Annotated in this window: 17 protein-coding genes and 1 pseudogene; 15 read left to right on the top strand and 3 right to left on the bottom strand. The window is 66.5% G+C overall.

The genetic code is table 11. The features are described from left to right. The first annotated feature begins 19 nt into the window (after positions 1–19). The 12 genes from MKK70_RS22125 (at position 20) to MKK70_RS22070 (ending at position 13,392) form a co-directional block, all read left to right on the top strand. A complete protein-coding gene (locus MKK70_RS22125) occupies positions 20–556 on the top strand; it encodes a phage GP46 family protein (protein ID WP_243949921.1) in 537 nt (178 codons plus the stop codon). Further along, complete coding sequence (locus MKK70_RS22120) at positions 543–1,649, top strand: baseplate J/gp47 family protein (RefSeq protein ID WP_243949919.1); 1,107 nt, start codon at positions 543–545, stop codon at positions 1,647–1,649. Before MKK70_RS22125 ends, MKK70_RS22120 begins: the two co-directional genes overlap by 14 nt. An 8-nt stretch (positions 1,650–1,657) precedes the next feature. After that, positions 1,658–3,733 carry a putative phage tail protein gene (locus tag MKK70_RS22115; RefSeq protein WP_243949917.1) on the top strand — a complete coding sequence of 692 codons (2,076 nt, stop codon included), beginning with the start codon at positions 1,658–1,660 and terminating at the stop codon, positions 3,731–3,733. A gap of 9 nt (positions 3,734–3,742) precedes the next feature. Continuing rightward, positions 3,743–4,270, top strand: coding sequence for a DUF4376 domain-containing protein (locus MKK70_RS22110; RefSeq protein WP_243949915.1), 528 nt, complete (start codon positions 3,743–3,745; stop codon positions 4,268–4,270). A gap of 74 nt (positions 4,271–4,344) precedes the next feature. After that, on the top strand, positions 4,345–4,917 hold the full coding sequence (locus tag MKK70_RS22105; RefSeq protein WP_243949913.1) for a hypothetical protein: 573 nt from the start codon (positions 4,345–4,347) through the stop codon (positions 4,915–4,917). Continuing rightward, positions 4,914–6,629, top strand: coding sequence for a hypothetical protein (locus MKK70_RS22100; RefSeq protein ID WP_243949912.1), 1,716 nt, complete (start codon positions 4,914–4,916; stop codon positions 6,627–6,629). Before MKK70_RS22105 ends, MKK70_RS22100 begins: the two co-directional genes overlap by 4 nt. Positions 6,630–6,711: 82 nt before the next feature. Further along, positions 6,712–7,083: a hypothetical protein gene (locus MKK70_RS22095; protein ID WP_243949910.1), complete on the top strand. Its 372-nt coding sequence runs from the start codon at positions 6,712–6,714 to the stop codon at positions 7,081–7,083. 71 nt (positions 7,084–7,154) lie between these two features. Beyond that, positions 7,155–8,309, top strand: coding sequence for a hypothetical protein (locus MKK70_RS30720; RefSeq protein ID WP_279603765.1), 1,155 nt, complete (start codon positions 7,155–7,157; stop codon positions 8,307–8,309). A 69-nt stretch (positions 8,310–8,378) separates the two neighbouring features. Further along, the gene (locus MKK70_RS22085; protein ID WP_243949908.1) at positions 8,379–11,363 is read left to right on the top strand and encodes a hypothetical protein; all 2,985 of its coding nucleotides are present in this window, start codon (positions 8,379–8,381) and stop codon (positions 11,361–11,363) included. A gap of 192 nt (positions 11,364–11,555) precedes the next feature. Next, positions 11,556–12,356 carry a peptidoglycan-binding protein gene (locus MKK70_RS22080; RefSeq protein ID WP_243949907.1) on the top strand — a complete coding sequence of 267 codons (801 nt, stop codon included), beginning with the start codon at positions 11,556–11,558 and terminating at the stop codon, positions 12,354–12,356. Positions 12,357–12,409: 53 nt separating this feature from the next. Further along, a complete protein-coding gene (locus MKK70_RS22075; protein WP_243949906.1) occupies positions 12,410–12,682 on the top strand; it encodes a hypothetical protein in 273 nt (90 codons plus the stop codon). A 98-nt stretch (positions 12,683–12,780) separates the two neighbouring features. Beyond that, positions 12,781–13,392 carry a hypothetical protein gene (locus tag MKK70_RS22070; RefSeq protein ID WP_243949905.1) on the top strand — a complete coding sequence of 204 codons (612 nt, stop codon included), beginning with the start codon at positions 12,781–12,783 and terminating at the stop codon, positions 13,390–13,392. A 72-nt stretch (positions 13,393–13,464) separates the two neighbouring features. Here the strand turns inward: MKK70_RS22070 and MKK70_RS22065 are convergent, their stop codons facing one another. Continuing rightward, complete coding sequence (locus MKK70_RS22065) at positions 13,465–13,719, bottom strand: hypothetical protein (RefSeq protein WP_243949904.1); 255 nt, start codon at positions 13,717–13,719, stop codon at positions 13,465–13,467. A 17-nt stretch (positions 13,720–13,736) separates the two neighbouring features. After that, complete coding sequence (locus MKK70_RS22060) at positions 13,737–14,078, bottom strand: DUF6894 family protein (protein ID WP_243949903.1); 342 nt, start codon at positions 14,076–14,078, stop codon at positions 13,737–13,739. Positions 14,079–14,101: 23 nt separating this feature from the next. Here MKK70_RS22060 and MKK70_RS22055 point away from each other — a divergent pair, with 23 nt between their 5' ends. Then, entirely contained in the window at positions 14,102–14,554 is a 453-nt protein-coding gene (locus tag MKK70_RS22055) for a LexA family protein (RefSeq protein ID WP_243949902.1), read from the top strand. A 277-nt stretch (positions 14,555–14,831) separates the two neighbouring features. On the opposite strand, the gene MKK70_RS22050 is transcribed toward MKK70_RS22055, so the two are convergent. After that, positions 14,832–18,791: an Ig-like domain-containing protein gene (locus MKK70_RS22050; protein ID WP_243949900.1), complete on the bottom strand. Its 3,960-nt coding sequence runs from the start codon at positions 18,789–18,791 to the stop codon at positions 14,832–14,834. A gap of 181 nt (positions 18,792–18,972) precedes the next feature. On the opposite strand from MKK70_RS22050, the pseudogene MKK70_RS22045 reads away from it, so the two are divergent. Next, positions 18,973–19,158 (top strand): annotated as a pseudogene (locus tag MKK70_RS22045) (DUF4113 domain-containing protein); the annotation flags it as partial. 220 nt (positions 19,159–19,378) lie between these two features. Then, the coding region (locus MKK70_RS22040) for a carbohydrate-binding domain-containing protein (protein WP_279603764.1) at positions 19,379–20,048 on the top strand (670 nt) is incomplete at its 3' end.

The raw sequence follows: 20,048 nt of genomic DNA, 5'->3' as shown, positions 1-20,048 counted from the left end.
CCCCTCTTTCGGGTGCCCCATGCAGATCACGCTCACGCCGCTCGCCGACGAGGGCGTGGCGGTGCTGCCGCCCGACATCGTCTGGAACGGCATCTTCGGAGACTTCGCGCTCTCGAAGGGCGGCGACGACGGCCCGGCCGGCGGTCTCAAGGCGGCCAACCCGCTCAAGACCGCGGTGGTGCTGTTGCTGTTCTCCGATGCCCGCGCCGACGTGTCCGACCTGCGTTTCGAGCATCGGGGCGACCGCCGCGGCTGGGTCGGCGACGGCTTCGATGTCGACGCGGCCGCTGGCGAAGCGCCGCTCGGCTCCAAGCTCTGGCTCTACCGCCGCGCCGTGCTCTCCGACCTGACGGGCATGGAAATGGCGGCCGAGGCCGAGCGCGCCCTGCAGCCGCTCGTCCGCCAGGGCGCGGTGGTGACGATCGCGACCAAGGCCGTCGTCGACAAGGTCGGCGGCCGGGTGCTGCTCATGGTCGACCTCTACGGCCGGGACGGGACCAAAGCCTACACCGATCAATTCGACCTGTTGTGGAGTCGCGCCGATGGCGGGCTATAGCGTCCGCTCGCTCGCCGAGCTGTCGAAGACGGCGCGCGGCTACTTCACCGGCGCGATCGAGGGCGCCGTCGCCTCGGTCTGGGCCAACACCTTCACGGTGATCGGCAAGGTGCTCGCCCTGCTCGACTTCGAGCACGACCAGCGCCGGGCGTGGCTGTTCAAGCAGATGTTCGCCTCGACCGCGGACGAACTCTGGCTCGCGCGCCACGCCTTCGAGCTTGGCTTGAGCGCCAGCCCTGGAACGGCGGCGATCGGCCAGATCACGGTCGCGGCGCCGATCGGCCTCTCCGTCCCGGCCGGGCTCGGCTTCGTGCGCGGCGACGGCGTCACCTACACCACCCTGACCGGGGCGACGGCGACCGTCGACGGCGTCACGGTCTACGTCGAGGCGGATGCGGTCGGCGGGCTCGGCAATGCCGATGCCGGCACCGTGCTCGCGCTGTCGAGCGACAGCGCGACCCCCGTCGGGCTCGCCACCCAAGGTGCGGTCGCCCCCGCCGCCGACGGCTCCGGCCTGACCGGCGGCACCGACGCGGAAGCGGTCGAGGCCTTGCGGGCGCGCGTGCTCGCCCGCCGCCGCAACCCGCCGCAGGGTGGCGCGGCCGACGACTATCGCGCCTGGGTCCACGAAGCGCTCGGCACCGTCCGGGACGTGTTCGTCGACAGCTTCCAGAACGACAGCCGCTCGGTCTGGGTGATGTTCACCGTCACCGACCAGCCGAACTTCGTTCCGACATCGACGCAGGTCGCGTTGGTGCAAGCCTACCTCGACGACCCGCTGCGCCGCCCCGTCACGGCCCGCGTCTTCGTCAGCGCCCCCGTCCCGCAGGCGGTGCCGATCCTGATCCAGGCCCTTGAGCCCGACACCCCCGACATCCGCGCCTCGATCGCCGCGGAACTCGCGGCGGTGTTCATCGACCGCGCCGAGCCGGGCAAGCCGTCCCAGCCCTTCCGGCTCTACCGATCCTGGCTCGAGGAGGCGATCGGCCGGGCCGTCGGCGAGGACGGCCACGACCTGCCGATGCCCGCAGCCGACATCGTCTTCGCGGCCGGCCAGTACCCGGTCCTCGGGGCCATCTCCTACACCGACTGAGGGGCGCCATGGCCACGCCAACGACGGCCGACGGCTTCAAGCCCTACGCCGACAGCACGACGGCGACGGTCGATGCAGGCTATGCCGGCGCGATCCAGCCGGGCTGGCCGTGCGCGCTGCTGCCGAGCGGGGCGCCGTCGGTCGCCGACCGGCAGTCCAGTCCGACCGCGGACGACCTCCTGCCGCAGATCCTGCCCCTGACCCCGCGCGGACCGGCTTTTGGCACCGACGAGGCCGGGGATGGGAGCGGCGCCTCGCCGTGGATGCGGCGCTTCTGGCGCGCCATCGCTGGGTGGGTCGCCGACGTCAACGCGCGGGATTGGATGCTTGCGACGCAGGCGTTCCCCTCGGCGATCACCGACAGCCTCGACGATTGGGAGCGCGAACTCGGGCTCCCGGACGCCTGCTTTACCGGCGGCTCCGGCACGGCCGCCCGGATCGCGGCGGTGCGGACCCGGTTCGCCGCGCTCGGCGGGCAGTCACCGGCCTACTTCATCTGCCTGGCGGCCTCGCTCGGCTACACGATCACCATCGACGAGCCGACGCAGTTCCTCGTCGACGTGTCGGCGGTGACCGAGGCTTCGATCTCGGAGGCGTGGTTCCTCATCGACGAGGGCGAGGTGGCGGGTGCCTCCGTCACCGAAGCCTGGTTCCGGGCCGACGACGGGGCCCTCGACGACGACCCGCTCGAAAGCTCGACGCTGCTGCCGGACGGCGACGGCACCCCGCTCGAGAGCTTCGCCCTCGTGCCCAGCACCGAGCCCGCCGAGGCCGTCGGCACCAATCCGATCGTCGAGAGCTTTTTCGAGGCCGACGGGGGCGTCGTCGACGACGCGCTCGAAGGCTTCGCGATGACGGCCTCCCTCGACGGCCCGCAATACAGCGGCGACGAGTGGAAGTTCTGGGTCGTGAACGTGATCTCGGCCGGTGAGACCGCGTTCCGGATCGACGACGGCGAACTCGCCTACGACCCGCTCGAAGGCTTCTACGTCGCCACCGACCTCGAATGCCTGCTGCGGCGCTACTGCCCGCCGAGCACGAGCCTGATCTTCAACTACGCCCTCGCCTGGCGCCCCAAGCGTCCGGCCGACCCCGTCCCTCCCGCTCAACCCGCCCCGCGAGCGCGCACCCCGCGCGCTCGCGGGATCGCGTCCTCACGCCGCCCGACGGAGATCTTCGTGCTCTACAACCCCCCCACCGGCTCGACCGACCCGAACGCGCCCTTCGTCGGCAAGAACACCGCCGCCGGCACGCAGGGCTCGAAGGTTCCGGCCGCCGCCGTCGAATACACGCAGCGCGAGATCGTCGCGGCGATCATCGCCGCCGGGCTGTCGCCGACCAACGCCGACCTCTCCCAGCTCTCGCAGGCGATCCGGGGCCTGTCGACGACCTCGTCCAAGGCGGTGATCTCGACCCTGCTGATCGCCGGCCGCACGCCCTACCCCTACAACGCCCCCGGCACCTCGACCCTCAACGTCGCCGCCGGCGCCGTGGTCGAGGTCTCCGAGTGCCGCGGCGGTGGCGGCGGTGGCGGTGGCGCGGACTCCGGAACTTCGGTCGCATCGGGCGGCGGCGGCGGTGCCAACGTCAAGAAGACCTTCCGGGCGATCACCGCCACGGTTCTCCTTCTCACGGTCGGTGCGGGTGGTCCGGGCGGCGCCGGCGGCGCGAGCGCTACGCAGGGCGTCAACGGAGGCACCTCCTCGATCGTCGTGCAGAGCGGATCGGTGATCGACACCAAGGGCGTCACCTACACCGCCGGGCAGACCCTGTGCGCCGCCACCGGCGGCGGGGGCGGCTACGGCGCCATCGGCGGCAAGCAGTCGACCAATTACGGCTACGGCGGCATCGCGAGCGGCAGCGACATCAACGATCCCGGCGATGCCGGTGGCTTCGGCTACCCGAACACCGCCCCCTTCGCCGGCGGCTCCGGCGGCGCCTCGCCTGGGTCGGGCTCCTCGCCGGGGCCGAACTACGCCGACAAGGGCAACCAGTCGAACGCGGCCGGCGTCGGCGGCAACGGCTCCTCGGCGAACGCCGCCGGCGGCAAGGGCGCCGACGGCCGCATCAACCTGTACATGTGAGGATCTAAGATGCCGAGATACGCACTCATCCATGACGGCGTCGTCCGCGCACTCTCCGATCAGCCCGACGCCTGGCCGACCGACCTGTTCGACGTCCGCGACGTGTCGGCGGTCGAAGGCGTCGCCCCCGGCTGGATCGCCGGCGACGGTGGCGCCTTCTCCTCGCCGCCCGCCGCGCCGCTGCCGAGCAAGACCGACGGCCTGATCGCCTACGCGGCCGCCGCCCGTTACGCGCGGGAGGTCGGCGGCATCGCGGTCTCCGGCGTCGGGATCGCCACCGATCGCGCCAGCCAGACGATGATCGCCAACGCCTACGCCTACGTCCAGGCCTCCGGTGCCGCCTCCGTCGAGTTCAAGGCGGAGTCGGGTTGGGTGACGCTGTCGGCCGAGCAGATGAAGCTGATCGCGCTCGCGGTCGGCGCCCACGTCCAGGCCTGCTACGCGGTCGAGAGCCGGCTCGACCTCGCCATCTCGGCCACGCCCCCGGCCGTGACGACGCAAGCCGAGATCGATGCGGCCTTCGCCGCCCTGACCTGACGCGCTCCCCCCCCTTCCTTCCACCCAACGCCCGTCCACCTCGAGCGGGTGGACGGGTGCGCCCGGAGCGCGTGATGGACCTGCAGGTCATCAAAACCGGCACGCTTCCCAACGACGGCACCGGCGACACGCCGCGGGTCGCCTGGACGAAGCAGAACGCCATGAACGGCCAGGTCGCCGACGACCTCAAGGCCGTCAAGGCCGGAACCGCGGTGGCGGTGGCGGGCGTGGCGGCGGCGGCGACCTCGGCGACGGTCGCCGGGATCTCTGATGCGGGCGACGCCGGAAAGGCCATCCTCGCGGCCGGCGACTCTGCCACCGCCCGCGGCGCGATCGGCGCGGCCGGTGCCGGCTGCACTCCGGTGCAGACGACGGCCTACACCGCCAACGCCAACGATCTGCATATCGCGATTGCCGCCCTGACCACCGGCTGCGTCGTCACCCTGCCGGCGGCCTCGGCCTACCCCCTCGGCCAGGACCTTGTGGTCGCCGACGAGACCGGGCTGTGTTCGGCCGCGCTGCCGATCAGCGTGGTCCCGCGTGGCGCCGACACGATCCTCGGCAACGCCGCGCCCTCGATCGGTTCGCCCGGGGGCGTCCTCATTTTCCGCCGCACCAAGGCAGGCACAGGTTGGACGGTCCGATGATCCGCACGCTTCGCTTGTCCGCCTTCGGCGTCATCCCCGCGGTGATGGCGCTCGTCGCTGGGGCGTCCGGCGCTCGCGCCGACATGGTGTTTCCGCAGGCCCAGATGGATGGGAACGGCTACGTCAAGCTCCGCGGCGGGCCGACGCTCGGCCGCAACCTGCTCGGGCAGTTCTACGCGGTCCCCGGGCGGCCGTTCTACTCCGCCGGCCTGCTCGGTGGCGTCGTGGCCGACGACGGCACCGACCAGACCAGCAACATTCTCGATGCTATCCAGAAGGTCCCCGCGGCCGGCGGCACCCTGCTCCTGCCGTGCGGCAAGATCCTCTACAGCTCCGTGACGATCCCGAACCCGCGCCTGCGGGTCGGCAGCTTCAATCAGCGCTGCGTCGAGCTGACCAGCGTAGCGAGTGCCGCCTCGCTCAACGGTCTGACTTTCACGGGGGATTATTCCGGCTCCGACGGACTGACCTTCGCGCATCTCGACTTCGAGGGCGGTGTCGCGCGAACCGGCGGCTACACGGTCAACCTCGCTAACGGATACGGGTATGTCCGCGACAGCCTGTTCCGGCATTGCTTCATCTGCGTGCGGATGGGGGCTACCGGCGGCACGATGATGGTCGAAGGCAACACCTTCGCCTACGCGGCGGACGGCGTGACAAGCCCCGGCTCGGGCTACATCCTCGTCGATAATAGCTCGGTCGGCCCGCACAACATCATCGCGCGCAATCTCGGCCTGTCGAACTTCCTCGACAACAACCCGGCCAACCGCCGCTACCCCGACGCCGCCGTGACCGTGACCCAGACCGGCGAACTCTACGCGTTCGCCAACGACTGGGTCAGCAACCGGACGAGCTACAAGATCGTCCCGGGCAACGGGCAGCGCGTCGAGAAGGTCACGTTGGCGATCGGGTCCAACGACAGCGCGCAGGCCGGGAACGTGGTCGTCCGCCCCGTCGGAACGGGCCGGGTGTTCGACCTATCGATCCCGACTCCGTGGCTCACCAACTCGAAGCAGATCGACAGCGCGGTGAACACGATCGGCGTCGATCTCGATGCCAGCGCGGCCACGCCGACGGCGAGCTTCCCCTACCCGATCAACATGGTCTCGATCACCGGCGGCGGACAGATCACCTCGACCACCGGGCAGACCGGCTCGGGCCTGCGCTGCAAGGGGCCGGTCTACAACGTCACCGTTACCGGCGTCAGCTTCTCCGGCTGGGAGAAGGGCATCCAGGCGCAGGCCGGGTGCAGCCACCTCACAGCCGCGGATAACAAGATCGGCAAATTCTCGCCGTTCGGTGGCGCGGCTGCCCCTTCGCCCAACGATACGAACAAGGTCGGCATCGCGATCGAAGCCGGCACCGACGCGATCATCGCCCACGACAACGACCTGACCGGCAATACCACCGCCGCGCTACAGAATGCCTCGACCGGCATCAACAACCGGTTCCACGACAACCTCGGCTACAACCCTATCGGCGGCGGCACCGTCACGGTCTCGGCAAGCCCGATGCAGCTCGGCCCGCTGCCGACCACCGCCAGCTACGTCGTGTTCGGCGGCTCGGCGGTGACCGTCACCGTCGGCGCAGCCAACGGCGGCGGCAACTTGTCGATCTGCCCCGGCAGCCCGTGCAGCTTCACGATCCCGGCCGGGCAGCTCGCGACCATGACCTACACCGCAGCGCCGACCGTCAACCAGATCCTGCACTAGGCGTGCGCTGCGCCCTTCCTCGCCAACGCCGAACGAGCCTTCGTAAGCGTCTTGGCGGCTCTCTCCCGTTCGGAGCCTGTCGATGCTGAAGCACATCACGCCCGCCGATCCTGCAGCATCGATCCCTGACCTCGCGCACGGCAGGATCCTTCCGGCGACGGGCCTGGACCTAGAGTTGACGCCTTACTGGATCGGTTTGGCGGGGCGTGGGGACGTCGTCATCGCCGACGCGCGCGGCGGCGATCCTTCGACGATCCTGCCGGACGCCTCGCAGATCTCCGGTGCGGGGTACCTGCTGCGCATTAACGGCGTGGAGCGCCTATTCTCGCTCCTGGACCTGCAGGCGATCCTATCCCCCCTCCTCGGCCCTGGCACCGTGACGCCGCCCGACGCCGACGCCGGGTTCCTGGACCTGTCCCAGCCTCTCACGACGAATTCGCTCGGCGCCCTTTGAAGCGCCGCCGACCGCCACCCCCCTGTCGACGCCGGCTTGTGCGCCGCGCCTGACCTGCCCCGGAGACACCCGTGAAGCATTCTCGCAACGTGGCCCTTGCGGCTGCGCTCTCTCTGCTCGCCCTGACCCCCGCCTTCGCCGCCGACAACCTCATCGGCAAGATGAATGACACGGGCAGCACGCCATTCGCGAGCCGCGCCTATGACATCGGCGCGGACGCCTCGGGACGCCGCATCTACGTGCCGGCGCACGCCCTGGTCGACGCCCTCGGGGCGCCGCTCCTGACCCCGTCCAATCCGGGGGTCTTCACCCTGTCCGGCGTCGTTCCGCTGCCGGCCGGCGCCTCGACTGCGGCCGCGCAGGCGACCGCCAACGCGGCGCTCGCCTCGATCGCTACCAACACGACCGGCGGCGCCACGGCAGCCGCGCAGGCGACGGGCAATGCCTCGCTTTCCTCGATCGACGGCAAGCTGACCGGCGCGGCCACGGCCGCCGCGCAGGCGACGGGCAACGCCTCGCTCTCCTCGATCGACGGCAAGCTGACCGGTGCGGCCACGGCCGCCGCGCAGGCGACGGGCAACGCCTCGGCTGCGGCGACGGCCGCCGCGGTTGGCACGCCGGCCGATGCCGCGTGGGACGGCGCTGCCGCCAACGCCTCGCATACCTCGGTGCTCAAGGCGCTGTGGTCGAAGCTGTCCGGCCTGCTCTCCGTCGATACGGTGGTCAAGGCGTCCTCGACCTCGCGTTCCGCCATCGTCCCGGTTGCCGGTGCCTCGGCCGCTGTGACCGCCGGTGGAACCGGTCAAGCGGTCGGCGATGTGCTGACGCTGGTCGGCGGCACCTGCACCGTGCAGCCGAAGTTCACCGTGGCGACCGTCGCTTCCGGCGTGGCCGCGACCGTCACGCTCAGCACGCCCGGCTCCTGCACCGTCCTGCCGACGGCGCCCGTCGCCACGACCTCGACCGGAACCGGGACCGGCGCCACGCTCACCCCGGCTTACGTCTCGATCCCGACGCAGATCATGGCCGCCAACGTGAACCGTCGCGGCTACCGCATCCAGCCGCAGGGAAGCATCGCCTACCGCGGCACGACGGTCGACCAGAACAGCATGAAGCTGCCGGCCGACGGCCTCTACGAGACGCTTCCGCAGCACGTCGGCACCGGGGCGATCTCGGTGATCTCGGCGGGCGTCACGCCGCTTCCGGTCTTCGCCGAGGAATTCTGAGCGCCCTTCACCACACGGGGGCGGCGCAACAAGCGCCGCCCATCCCATCACCCTAAGGGGCCTCGGATCATGCGTCTCGTTCGCCGCGCTCTCGCGCTTCTGCTCACCTTGAACCTTGCGTTCCCAGCCGGCCTCGTTCCGGCTCAGGCGCGCACGCTGTTCGACCCTGCCGGTGCGGGCAAACTGTACCCACTGTCGAGCGCGGCGACCGCCAGCACGGCGGTCAGTTTCCTGCCCGATCTGGTCTACTCGATCGACCCGAGCGCCCCCACGAGCTACGCCGACCTCCCCGCCGGCACTCCGGGCGTCAAGATCGACGGCTTCAACAACGTCGTCGCGCTCAACGAGCGTGTGAGCGGGCTCAAGCTGACCGGCAACCAGAAGGCCGTCTTTACGGCCTCCGGCGGCCCCGCGGGCCTGCCGTACCTCAGCGCCAAGTCTGACGCGCTCTACTACGACACCCTCACTCTGCCGCCGTCGGAAGCGGATCAGTTCGTCGCCGTCGCCGGCCAGCCCTGGTCGCTCACGGCGGTGCTTCGGCAGTCAACGACGCTCGGCAACCAAAACGAAATCCTCAAGATCACGGACGGCTCGACGTACATCACCGTTGGGCCGGTGTCGTCGAGCGGCACCACACGCGCGCTGCAGGCAGGCCAGAACAACGGCGCCGCGACGGCGGTCGAGAACCTGGCGCTCGTCGGCAACCTTGTGCCGGCGCAGGGCACGTGGGGCATCCTCCAGGTCATCTGCGACGGCTCGCGCTTCTACATCCTGCGCAATGGCCTCGTCACCGCAGCCTCGCCCGCGGGAACGGTTGGCAACCTGGGCGCCGGCAAGGCGACGCAATTCGAGTTCCTCAACAACTCTCGCGCCGACATCGCGCTACTTGAGCTAACCCGCTCGGCGCCCTCCGCGGCACAGGTTGCCGCCGAGGTGGCGCGCCTCTCGGTGAAGTACCGCATCACCACCCAGGACGTGACGCAGGCCTTCGCCTACGTTCCGCCGCTGCCGATCCCGCCGATCGACTTCACCCAGCAGTGGCTACAGAGCCCCAACTGGCCGACCAAGGCGCCCCCGGTCGACGCCTCGGCCGTTCCGAGTACTGGCATCGCCCTGCTCTCGGGCACGACGAACGTGGAGAGCATCGTCTTCGGCACGGCTCCGAACGCCAACATTCGCAACCAGACGCAGTATAACGAAATCTCGTTCTCCAACTCGATCTTCGGCGATCAGTCGAGCGTCGTTTCTACCGGGCCGAACAACCCGAGCGATGGCGTCCAGACTTCCTACGGTCGGCACCGCCTCTACCCTGAGTTCAAGTCCGATGGTGTTACGCCGCACCCGGCACGGCTGATCGAGTTCCTGCCCGAGGGCGTCAAGCTGCTCTCGCGCGGCATCAAGAACAACACCGTGCCCTACACCAAGGGCAACCTCTACAGCGCCGTCTTCCGCGATCAGCTCAACATCCTCCCCGGCTCCTATATCGAGGTCAAGTTCCGCGGGCCGACGGTTGCGCAGGCGTGGCCGCCGATCTGGCTAGAGCAGGCTTATCAAGCGTCGCCCAAGCGCGTCGCGGCGGCGAATGGCAATCCGTACTATAATTACGGCACTGCTAACGCTCTTACTGCCGACATGAAGTTCACGGTCAATGGTACGGTCGAAAAGCCGTATTATGAGATCGACAACGGCGACTTCTTCCAGCGCCCCGATCTGGCGCCGAGCGGCACGCTTCTGACGTCCGGTATCGTGCCGGGAACGAACCCCTCGACCCGTACTTTCGACCCCTATACGTCGTTTGTCGCCAATGACAACGGCTTCACGTTTATCCCGAATAACGGCTATCCCTACGCCGCGCTTACGGGCGGCGCGACGATCTTTGATGGTATTCACACGCTCGGCGTTCACTTAAAGCGTGATGGTACCGTTCAGTACATATGGGATGGCAAGCTGTTCTTGCAACAGCACCAGCAGTTCCTATCCGACACCTTCACCGATCAGATCGATGGCGTCGTCAAGCAGATCGGCTATCACCTGAAAATCGGCGGTCAGGCGGTGCCTGACTTCATCGCGCCGGCCTCGACGGACGGCACGGCCCCGGTCGGGCCTTTCGACCCGAGCGCCATGGCGATCACGGTCCAATCCATTCGGACCTGGGTCGCGCCGGCCAACCAGAACGAGGTCATCGCCGACTCGTCGATCGTGAAACCGGCGAACGCCATCGCGCAGTATAGCGCGCTGACGCTCTCCAACGCCTCGCCGCCTCCCGGTTCCGTCTGGACGGCGACGATCAACAACCGGACCGCTGGAACGCGGATCACGGCCACGTCGAGCGATGGCACGGTCCTGACCGTCTCGGGCTCTACGGTGTCGGGCACGTTCCCCAGCGCCGCCGGAGCGCCCACCCTTACCCTCGTAGAGCAGCCGCAGAAGCCTGCCGGCGGAAATCCGATCCCGAACGGAATTCCGCGGACGACCACGATCCCGCTCAACATCGTTGCCCGCGGGCCGAACGACATAAACGCGCAGTCGCCAAACAATCTTGCTGCGTCTCAGGTCGCCTCTGGCAATACGCAGGCCCTAACCTTCACGGCGGGGCAGGCGTCTCCTGACGGCTATAACAACGCAGTGCGGTTGCTTGCCAGTGCAACCAACGACTACCACCGCCTACACCTGACGCGGAACGCCGGCAACAGCACGGCGCTCGTGCCGGGACAGACCTATACGTTCCAGTTCTACGCGAAGTCGGTCGGCGGCCATCAATGGCTGCTAGCCAACAAACTTATTGCGGGAACAGGGCCGGTTGTTTCTCTCGATGTGCTAAATTGTGCTGTCGGCGCGCAGGCGGCCAGCCCGAATACTCCGGTGACTGTCACGGCTACGCAGGTCACGGGCTATACGGGCTGGTGCAAGTTCACGGAAACATTCGTTGCGCCTAGCGGCGTCAACTATATGGACGGATACTTGCACTTAAACCCTGGCGCCGGGGCGACCGAGTCCGGGTTCACTGGCACTGGCGGTACGGGCGTCGATGTGTTCGACGTGGCGCACTTCTAGGCGCTTCCGCGGTCTTGTGAAACCTAACCTCTAAGTCCGGCGCGCCTGTCGTGCCCTCAACCTCGGCGCCCGCCCGCGCCGGGGTTTTTGGTGCTCGCCCTTGGCGGGCCTGTGCAACCCGTCGTCGCCGTTTGGCGCACGGGAACTGGTCACAGACGCCGCCTTTCACTCACCGACATCGCGAGATCGACCATGACCCCGCTTAAGATCAGGCAGGCTCTTTCCGCGCGCGGGTACGCCCTCGACACGCCGGCCGGCCTCGTCGGTGCGGTGAAGGCATTTCAGACCGCATCGGGCCTCAAGTCGGACGGAGATCCCGGCCCCATGACGCAGGCCGCCCTCAGGGCGCCGATCCCGGCCAGGCCTGTGGTCGTCGTGCCGGCCGGCGGCATCGCCGCGCTGCTCACCGTCGCGCGCCTGCGCCGGTTCGAACCGTTCGCCCGCGCCGACATCCTCGCCGGCATCGCCGGCAGCGCCGCGGCGATCCAGGCGGCCGGCATCACCACGCCGCTGCGCCTAGCCCATTTCCTCGCTCAGGTCAGCGTCGAGAGCGGTGGTCTCGCCAAGCTCGAGGAGGGGCTGTCCTACTCCGCCTCGCGCCTCGTCGAGGTGTGGCCGAACCGGCTCCCGACGGTCGCCGCGGCCACGCCCTATGCCCGCAACCCGAAAGCGCTCGCGATCAAGGTCTACGGCGGCCGGCTGGGTAACAAGGCCTCGCCGTCGACTGACGGGTGGGACTTCCGTGGATCCGGCGGCCTTCAGACCACCGGCCGGGCGAATTTCGCCGAGCTCGGTGCCGATGCGAACCCGGACCGCCTCCGGACGCCGGACGGCTTCCTGGCGCCGGCCCTCCACTACTGGAACAGCCGCGGCTGCAACGCGCTCGCCGACCGCGACGACGTCGTCGGGATCTCCGTGAAGATCAACGGCGGCACCAACGGCCTTTCCGATCGCAAGGCGCGGCTAGCCGCCGCCAAGCGCGTCTTCGCTTGAGATCCGCCGCGCCGGCGGTCCCGGCGCATCGCTCATCCTCGAGGGACACCCCCATGAACAACGACCAGATCTTCTCGGGCGTGCGCACGCTCATCCAGGCCCTGTGCATGTTCGCGCTCGGCCGCGGCTGGATCAAGCCCGACGACGTGCCCGGCCTGGTCGCCATCGGCGTGGCCTCCGCCACCGTCGGCTACGGCCTCTACGCCCGCCGCAACACCGCGCTCGTCGCCTCGGCAGCGGCCGTACCGGCCGTCCTGTCGATCGTGACCGACCACGTCACCGCGGCGGCTGTCCCGAGCGACAAGGTCCAGCCCGCCGCGGCCTGATCGACCTCGCCGAAGGGTGCGAAAGTTTCGCACCCTTCCTGCCGACACGCGCGTGACCGGAATACCGGCGCGCCCATCCGGCCTTGGGGGCCAGGATCATGACCCAGCAGCACGTCCAGCAGATGCAGCAGCAGCAGATGCCCGCGCGCGATCACGAGTCGCGCATCGGAATCCTCGAGAACGGTGTCGCCGGCATCCTATCGCGGCTGGAGAACATTTCGACCAAGCTCGACAACCGGGACAAGGTGCCGTGGGGCGCCCTCATCGGATCGGCGCTCGGCGCCATCACGCTGATCGTCACATTGATCAGCGGCATCGGTGCGCTGGCGTTCTCGCCGCTGTCGACCGGAATGGCCGATCTGAAGTCGGCGATCGTCAAGATGGAGAGCCGCGCCGACCGCTACGTCCCGCGTGAGGACCTCGACACCCGCTTCGGCGTCATCACCCAGCGCCGCGACGACTTGCAAAAGGCCAGCGACGCCCGGGTCGAGCGCATCGAGCGCGACGTCGATGCCATGCAGAAGTCGATCGTGCCGCGCGGCGAGCACGGTGAGGTCTGGGCTGGCCAGCGGGTGAAGGACGAGGCGCTCCAGCGCCAGATCGATCAGGTCCGCAAGGACGTCACCGACCTCAACACGCCCCGTGACACGATCCAGGGCATCCTCAGGCGACTGGACGAGCTCGACAGCCGACCTCGCGATCGCCGCTGACGCCTGCGCGACCCTTCGGACGATCCCGCCCCCGCCCCGCTGCCCGAAAGGGTGGCGGGGCCTTTTTGCGTTTCAGCCGCCCTGCAGGCTCTCCGCGAAATCTTCCGGTACCTCGCCGAACTGGCCGAGGATCGTCGCACTCTCCAACTCGCCGGTCTCGTCGTCGGCGACAATCTTGAGAGCCGCGGTGCCGGGCGTCCGGCCGGCCATCGCCTCAGCCTTCTTCAAGGCCCCACTGTCGGTCGGCGCCACCTCGCGGTCGCCGGGGAGAAGGCGTTTTCGCTCGATGACGAAGGTCTGAACTACGAACGTCGTCTTCATCCCCATCGCGCCCTCCTCTCGTCCTATGCCGCCTGTCGGTCCATCCGGACATCTGTGAAGTCCAAGCTGCAGACATGGCGTCCCGCCTGATCGTGAACGTCGACGATCCAGCCCGTCCAATCGAGGCGGCCGCCGCAGCTCGACATCACCGACCGGGCAACCTGGTCAGCGTGGATCCAGACCAGCAACGGATCCCATACCCACCGCCCGACCCGATCGAACACGGCATGGTGACCGTCCGAACAGTGGAAGCGAAACCGCTGTGCCGTCGAGCTTTTCCCCTGGTGTCCACAGGCGTGCACAGGCCGTCGAACCAACTTCTTCCGGCGATTGACCGGTTGCCCGCCGTCCTGTTTGTTCTCCATATGTTCTCGTATCGGAGAGTGGCATGGACGTCTATCGCATCGCGGTTCTCGCCGCAGAGACCGCTGACCTTGTCCACATCCCGATCCTCGGGCAGGCGCTTTGCGCCGGGTTTCCATCGCCGGCCGACGACTTCCTAGAGGGCGCGCTGGAGCTGCCGCGCTGGCTCGTGCCGAACCCGCCGGCCACCTTCCTGATGCAGATCCGTGGCGAGAGCATGCGCGGTGCCGGCATCCACGATCGCGACCTCGCTTGCATCGACCGCAGCCTGAAGCCTGAGGATGGGTCCATTGTCGTCGCGGTGGTCGATGGTCAGCTGTCGTGCAAGCGCTACCGACTGCAGGGGAACCGGGCTCGCCTTGAATTTGACAACCCGGACATGCCGCCGTTTGCCGTGGACGAGTACGGCGAGGTCGACCTCTGGGGCGTGCTGCGATTCTCGATCCGCTGGCACGTCGCGCGCGGTCGGCTGTCCTGAACCGCCCGTCGCATCGTCCGACTCGGCACTCGCTTCGAGCGGGTTCTTCATCTCGAAAAGTCTGACGATCGCTTGATGGCGCAGCACGTCCTGCCCGCCTGTCAGGCCGGCATTAGAAGTGGGCAACAGCCCTGGCTTCGTGGGTCAGCCAGAATGCAGGTTGGACACTGGCCAGCGCTTGCCGCGAGGCTGCACATCAGCAGCAGTGGGTAGGGTACCGCTACGATTGGCTACGCCGGACCCTACGCCCGGCGCAGCTGTGGTGGCTAATTTGACCTCAACCGATATGGCGTCCCTCGGCCATGCCGTACTGGAGGTAGTGCTGCAGCGGATCGATATGGTCTGCGGCAACATCCGGATTTTCGGAGAGATACGCATTGGTATGGAAGGTGGTGCTGGGATCGCGGCCCTCGTGCCAGCCGGTTTCCTCATAATGGACAAGCGGGTTTTGACCGCTCGCCGCAACATCGGAGTTGTCTGTGAGATAGCCGGAGGTGGAGAAGTACGCGTTTGGATCGCGGCCGTCCTGTGCCCCGAAATTCAAGTAATGTCGGAAGGCGAAAGCATCTGGGTTGATGCCGCCGACCGTTGCGGCGGTGGCTACGTCGGTGTTGTGGGCTAGGTAGTAGGTTGCGTCGAATGCCCCAAAGAGGTGGTCGCCGCTGCCTTGCGCGGTGCTCATGCCGGGGAGAACCGCGCGGCCCTCGGCTTGCCCAAACTCAAGATAGTGAACAAGAGGGTCGATGCCGGAGGCATTCACGTCCGGGTTCAAGGCGAGATAGGCTATGCCCGAGAAATTTGGGCCGGCGCTGCGGCCTTCCTTCCAGCCGAACTGATCGTAGTGGGTCAGCGGGTCGATCCCGGCGGCCGCGACATCCGGGTTGGCAGCGAGATACCCCGAGGTCGAGAACTCGGCATTCGGGTTACGTCCCTCGTGCCAGCCGAACTGGTCGTAGTGCGTGTCCAGATCGACGTGCGCCCGCCAGACGTCGAGGTTGGTTGCCGCGTAGTAGAGGTCGTCGACCAGCGGCGACCCGTCTCGTTCTTGGACCGTGCCATCGGTGAAGGCGATCGTCGCGACCCCCGTCAGGTCGGTGACGGTGCCGTCCGGCGCCGTCATCAGGTCGTGCCCGTGGCTGAAGTCGAAGTGCGCGTCGGTCAGCGCGAAGCCGAAGCTCAGCGCCGCCGGGATTGCAGCCTTGGCCACGTCGAAGGTCAGCGTGATCTGGCTGGTGTTGCCGGCCGCATCCGCCACCGTCTCGGTGAAGACGGTGTGACCGGTGCTCGTCGGGTGGTAGCTGTAGCTGCCGTCCGCCGCGATCGTCAGGGTGCCGTTGGTGCTGTCGATCTGCGACGTACCGGAGGTCGGCAACGTATGGGACAGGGCGTTGGCGAATTGGACGGAAACAACGTGTAGAGCCGACGCGTCGGTGTCGTTGGCGAGCACGTTGCCGGTCAGGGTCGCCGCCACACCGGTACCGGAGGCTGCATCTGCTTGCGCGGTCGGCGCCACGCTGTCGAGGGTGAAGACCAGGCTTCCAGCCGTCGATACGTTGCCGGCGGCATCGGTTTGGGTCACCGCAACGGTGTGCGCCCCTTGCGTGAGCTGGCTCGGATCGTAGATCGCGGTCGCGGCCCCGCCATCCACGCTGTAGCTGAAGCTGCCCCCAGCTTCGGCCGGGGTGATCGCAAGGCTTGCATCGTTGGTGAGGTGATCGGTCGTCAAGAGCCCAGTGTCGTGCGCGAGCGCCAGGCCCGGTGCAGTCGGCGCTGTTGTGTCCACGGTGAACGCAAGTGCGGGCCCAGCTGAGCTAGTATTGCCAGCCGCGTCTGTCGCCGTCGTGGTGTAGCTGTGGGTACTGCTGTCAGCGAGGACACCGATGGTGTAGCGCCACGCTCCCGTACCAGCGTCCGCGGTCGTTGTACCGATCTGCACAGTGCCGTCGAAGACGATCACCGTGCTACCGGCCTCGGCGGTGCCAGCGAGCGCCTGAGTCGCGGTATCATTGGCAGCGTTGACGTAGCCGTTCACGACCGCCGCATTTGTTGGTGCGCTCGGGACAAGCGGAACTGCCGTGTCGGCGTCAAAGGAGTTGCCAGCGGATCTGGCGATGTTTTGATGAACGTCGGTGATCGCGAGTGCGGACGTCACCGTGCCTTGAAAACCCGAGAGGTCGACGGTGTAGCTGCCGTCGCCAGCAACCTGCACGGTTCGACTCTGTGCGCCGTTGATAAAGGTCGCGAGGGCGGTGGCGTCGCTATCGAGGCCTGCCACCGTGAAAGAGACGCTGTGCGCCTCGCCGGCGTTGACGATGTGATCGGTCGTATCGTTGACGGACAAGCTGGCAACCGCGCCGGCATCGGCTGTGGTGTCGACAATGAGCGTCTGCGAGGCTGTCAGGGTGACGTTGCCGGCCGCGTCCTGCGTTGCCGCCTGAACGGTGTAGGTGCCATCCGTAAGCGCCGCTGCCAGATCGGCGTTGGAGCCATTCGTCGACCCTGGCGCATCGACACGGAAGGCATAACGGTAGCCTCCGTTGCCATCGCTTGTCAGAGGAACGCTGTGCGTCGGTACGGTATGACCGTCGGCTGCAGTGAAGGTGACCACCGCACCACTTTGCCCGGTGAAGTTCGCATCCACCCCCGTCCCATTGAGCCGGAAGGCGTCAGCGAACTCGGCCGCGTTCAGCACCTGCGCGTTCGCGGTCGCATCGGTGATCAGCGGGCGATTGCCGTGCGTCGGGTCGGAGCCGGTACCCGCCGATAATGCGAGGGTGAGGTTTGGAGCCGTGTGATCGAGGGTCGTGGCTGAGCCAGTTGCTCCACCTTGGATCGCGTTGCCGGCGATATCGGTGATCCCGGTACCAGCGGACTTCAAGTCGAGCCGCACTGCACCGTCGCCTGACGCCTGATTGAGCGTGACTGTGTAGGTTGTTCCTGAACCTGACACCGAGGCGATATTAGCTGTGGCGGTGCCGCTGGTGGTGACGGTGAAGTCGTCGGCGGTCACACCAGTGACGGCCTCCGAGAAGGTCACCGTCTCAGTTAGGGTTGTCGCGTTGGTTGGGCCGCCCGCGGATGGGATAATCATGGTCGCGCTTGGAGCGTCGCGGTCGACGGCGTGAGTGGTGGAACTGGTCAGGCCCGTGGCGGTGAGCGCGTTGCCAGCCGAATCGTTAACGGTGGGCGTGCCAGCAAGCGCCAAGGCGAGGGAGCCGGTGCCGGTGATGCCGGACACCGTGACGGTGTAGTCCTGGCCCGATCCTGAGACGGCGGTGATGCCGCCGGCTGCATTGCCCGTTGGGGCCAGAACGAAGTCGTTCAGACCGACGCCTGAGACGGCCTCTGCAAAGTGGACGGCGTAGGTTGTGCTCGCCACGTTGGCAGCTGTCGCCGCCGCAGCACTTGTGGCGGTCGGCGCCGTGTGATCGAGGGTCGTGGTCGAGCCAGTTGCTCCACCTTGGATCGCGTTGCCGGCGGTATCGGTGATCCCGGTACCAGCGGACTTCAAGTCGAGCCGCACTGCACCGTCGCCTGACGCCTGATTAAGCGTGACTGTGTAGGTTGTTCCTGAACCTGACACCGAGGCGATATTGGCTGTGGCGGTGCCGCTGGTGGTGACGGTGAAGTCGTCGGCGGTCACGCCGGTGACGGCCTCCGAGAAGGTCACCGTCTCGGTCAGGGTTGTCGCGTTGGTTGGGCCCGAGGAACTCGGTGTTGAGCTGATCACACGAGGTGGTGTAGTATCTGCTGGCGGTGTATCACTCAGGTCCAATGCAACTGTCTGGCTGATATTGGTCCCGGGCTGATATCCATAGAGAAAAAACCCGCCTGTTGCACTGGTGCTGGTGTGTGTCGGTGCATTTGTCTGGTTTACACCAGTCACAACGCCGGACGACGACGTTTCTGATGCTCCCGTGACAGCAGATGCTGACTGGTCTGCCAAGCTTGTAAAAGTAAAAATCAAGCCGCCGGGTTGGGCTGTGCCGTTGAAATTTACGATGAAGCCGCTTGACGAGACGTCAATGCTTATAGTTCCGCTTAAGTTCTGAGGGTATCCGCTCGAATAAATCGTGTCGCGTATCGACACGTTCTGTACTTCGAAGCCGTTGACAACCGTAAAAGACCCTGAGTATAGCGAATCATCATAACTCTTGAAATTTCCAGACGAGTCCTCCGCCGATACTTGGTATCTCACATCGACAGATACGGTTTCACCGAGAAGAGAGGCGGCCATCAGCGTTTCCCATCACCTAGATCAAGGAAAAATTATATTTATCTTTTGTTGACTATAAGTATGCAAATTTTGAAAATATAATCAAGTGGAGCTAACTACGGACTCAATTTCTGAGCCCTTGGGTATCCATTTAGTCCACAGCATGCTGCGTGAAGACAGCCCATGCCCTCGCGTCGGCTAGATCGACCGCAAGCGCTCCGGACCGCCGATGGCGGCGATTGACGCCTGCAACGCACGCTTCGGACGCGGCAGCGTTGTCCCCGCCCGGGCTGGCCTTGTGGAGAAGCTGACGTGGAGCACGAAGTTCGAGATGCGGACGCTGCGTTACACGACGCAGGTCGGCGAGCTGCCGATCGCCTACGCGTGAGACCGAAGAGTCAGAGCGATGGGGCCTGAAGCGGACAATGCGAAGAGCTGTCGCGGCGTAAAGCTGACATTTAAGGAGGTGGCGCTCAAGGCCTCACAGCCTCATCACACTCAGCGTCAGCAATTATCCTTGATGGTAAAAAGAGATTAACGACGCTATACCAAGGCAACGTCGTCTGATATCAAAAAAATCGGTTTTTCAGGCTAAGCTGGAGTGTGGGATGGCAAATCATTTTGAAGTTCAAGTGTCGGGAGACTATTATCAGGATTATTCCCGCTTTAATGTATATTTGGACGGCAATCAGTACGGGCCGACGCTCGCTGTTACAGCGTCGCACGCGAATCAAGAGGTCCAATTCTTTGGATTTGATGGAGACTTTAGTGGCGTCCATCAGATTGCCTTTCAGTTTGTCAATGACAATGGAGGTGTTTCGGGGGCAGATCGTAATCTTTTCTTCTCCAAATTCACCTTCGACGGCATAACTCAGAGCGGAACCGCTGCAGCGTACGATACGGGCACCACTACAGCCTATGCTGCAGAACTATATAAGACGGGTGATGCTGTCGGATTTAATGTCAATGGGTATTCGGGTTCCAACTACGCACTTGGCGCCGACAATTTTGGGTTTGCGCTGAGCGATGCGCGTTACGATTTTAGCAATGGTCGCGATTTGATGACCGCACCAAACGGCGCCACCTACGATCTAACGAAGGCCACCACCATCACGTTCACAGACGGCGTCGTCCACGAGCACGCTGGTTCAGCGCTCGTCGATGATCTCTACTACGACGTGACAAACCCCGACGTCTGGGCGGCTCATGTCGATCCGACGACCCACTACAACGCGTCGGGTTGGCACGAGGGCCGTGATCCGAACGCAGACTTCTCGA

This window comes from Methylobacterium sp. E-041, assembly GCF_022829665.1.
Classification (GTDB): Bacteria; Pseudomonadota; Alphaproteobacteria; order Rhizobiales; family Beijerinckiaceae; genus Methylobacterium.
Note: the sequence above shows the minus strand (reverse complement) of the source record. Positions and strands in the feature narration are given on the sequence as shown.

What these genes read in the sequence shown, in the direction of transcription:
- MKK70_RS22125 (WP_243949921.1), top strand. Translation starts at nt 20, where the DNA reads ATGCAGATCACGCTCACGCCGCTCGCCGACGAGGGCGTGGCGGTGCTG.
- MKK70_RS22120 (WP_243949919.1), top strand. Translation starts at nt 543, where the DNA reads ATGGCGGGCTATAGCGTCCGCTCGCTCGCCGAGCTGTCGAAGACGGCG.
- MKK70_RS22115 (WP_243949917.1), top strand. Translation starts at nt 1,658, where the DNA reads ATGGCCACGCCAACGACGGCCGACGGCTTCAAGCCCTACGCCGACAGC.
- MKK70_RS22110 (WP_243949915.1), top strand. Translation starts at nt 3,743, where the DNA reads ATGCCGAGATACGCACTCATCCATGACGGCGTCGTCCGCGCACTCTCC.
- MKK70_RS22105 (WP_243949913.1), top strand. Translation starts at nt 4,345, where the DNA reads ATGGACCTGCAGGTCATCAAAACCGGCACGCTTCCCAACGACGGCACC.
- MKK70_RS22100 (WP_243949912.1), top strand. Translation starts at nt 4,914, where the DNA reads ATGATCCGCACGCTTCGCTTGTCCGCCTTCGGCGTCATCCCCGCGGTG.
- MKK70_RS22095 (WP_243949910.1), top strand. Translation starts at nt 6,712, where the DNA reads ATGCTGAAGCACATCACGCCCGCCGATCCTGCAGCATCGATCCCTGAC.
- MKK70_RS22085 (WP_243949908.1), top strand. Translation starts at nt 8,379, where the DNA reads ATGCGTCTCGTTCGCCGCGCTCTCGCGCTTCTGCTCACCTTGAACCTT.
- MKK70_RS22080 (WP_243949907.1), top strand. Translation starts at nt 11,556, where the DNA reads ATGACCCCGCTTAAGATCAGGCAGGCTCTTTCCGCGCGCGGGTACGCC.
- MKK70_RS22075 (WP_243949906.1), top strand. Translation starts at nt 12,410, where the DNA reads ATGAACAACGACCAGATCTTCTCGGGCGTGCGCACGCTCATCCAGGCC.
- MKK70_RS22070 (WP_243949905.1), top strand. Translation starts at nt 12,781, where the DNA reads ATGACCCAGCAGCACGTCCAGCAGATGCAGCAGCAGCAGATGCCCGCG.
- MKK70_RS22065 (WP_243949904.1), bottom strand. Translation starts at nt 13,719, where the DNA reads ATGGGGATGAAGACGACGTTCGTAGTTCAGACCTTCGTCATCGAGCGA.
- MKK70_RS22060 (WP_243949903.1), bottom strand. Translation starts at nt 14,078, where the DNA reads ATGGAGAACAAACAGGACGGCGGGCAACCGGTCAATCGCCGGAAGAAG.
- MKK70_RS22055 (WP_243949902.1), top strand. Translation starts at nt 14,102, where the DNA reads ATGGACGTCTATCGCATCGCGGTTCTCGCCGCAGAGACCGCTGACCTT.
- MKK70_RS22050 (WP_243949900.1), bottom strand. Translation starts at nt 18,791, where the DNA reads ATGGCCGCCTCTCTTCTCGGTGAAACCGTATCTGTCGATGTGAGATAC.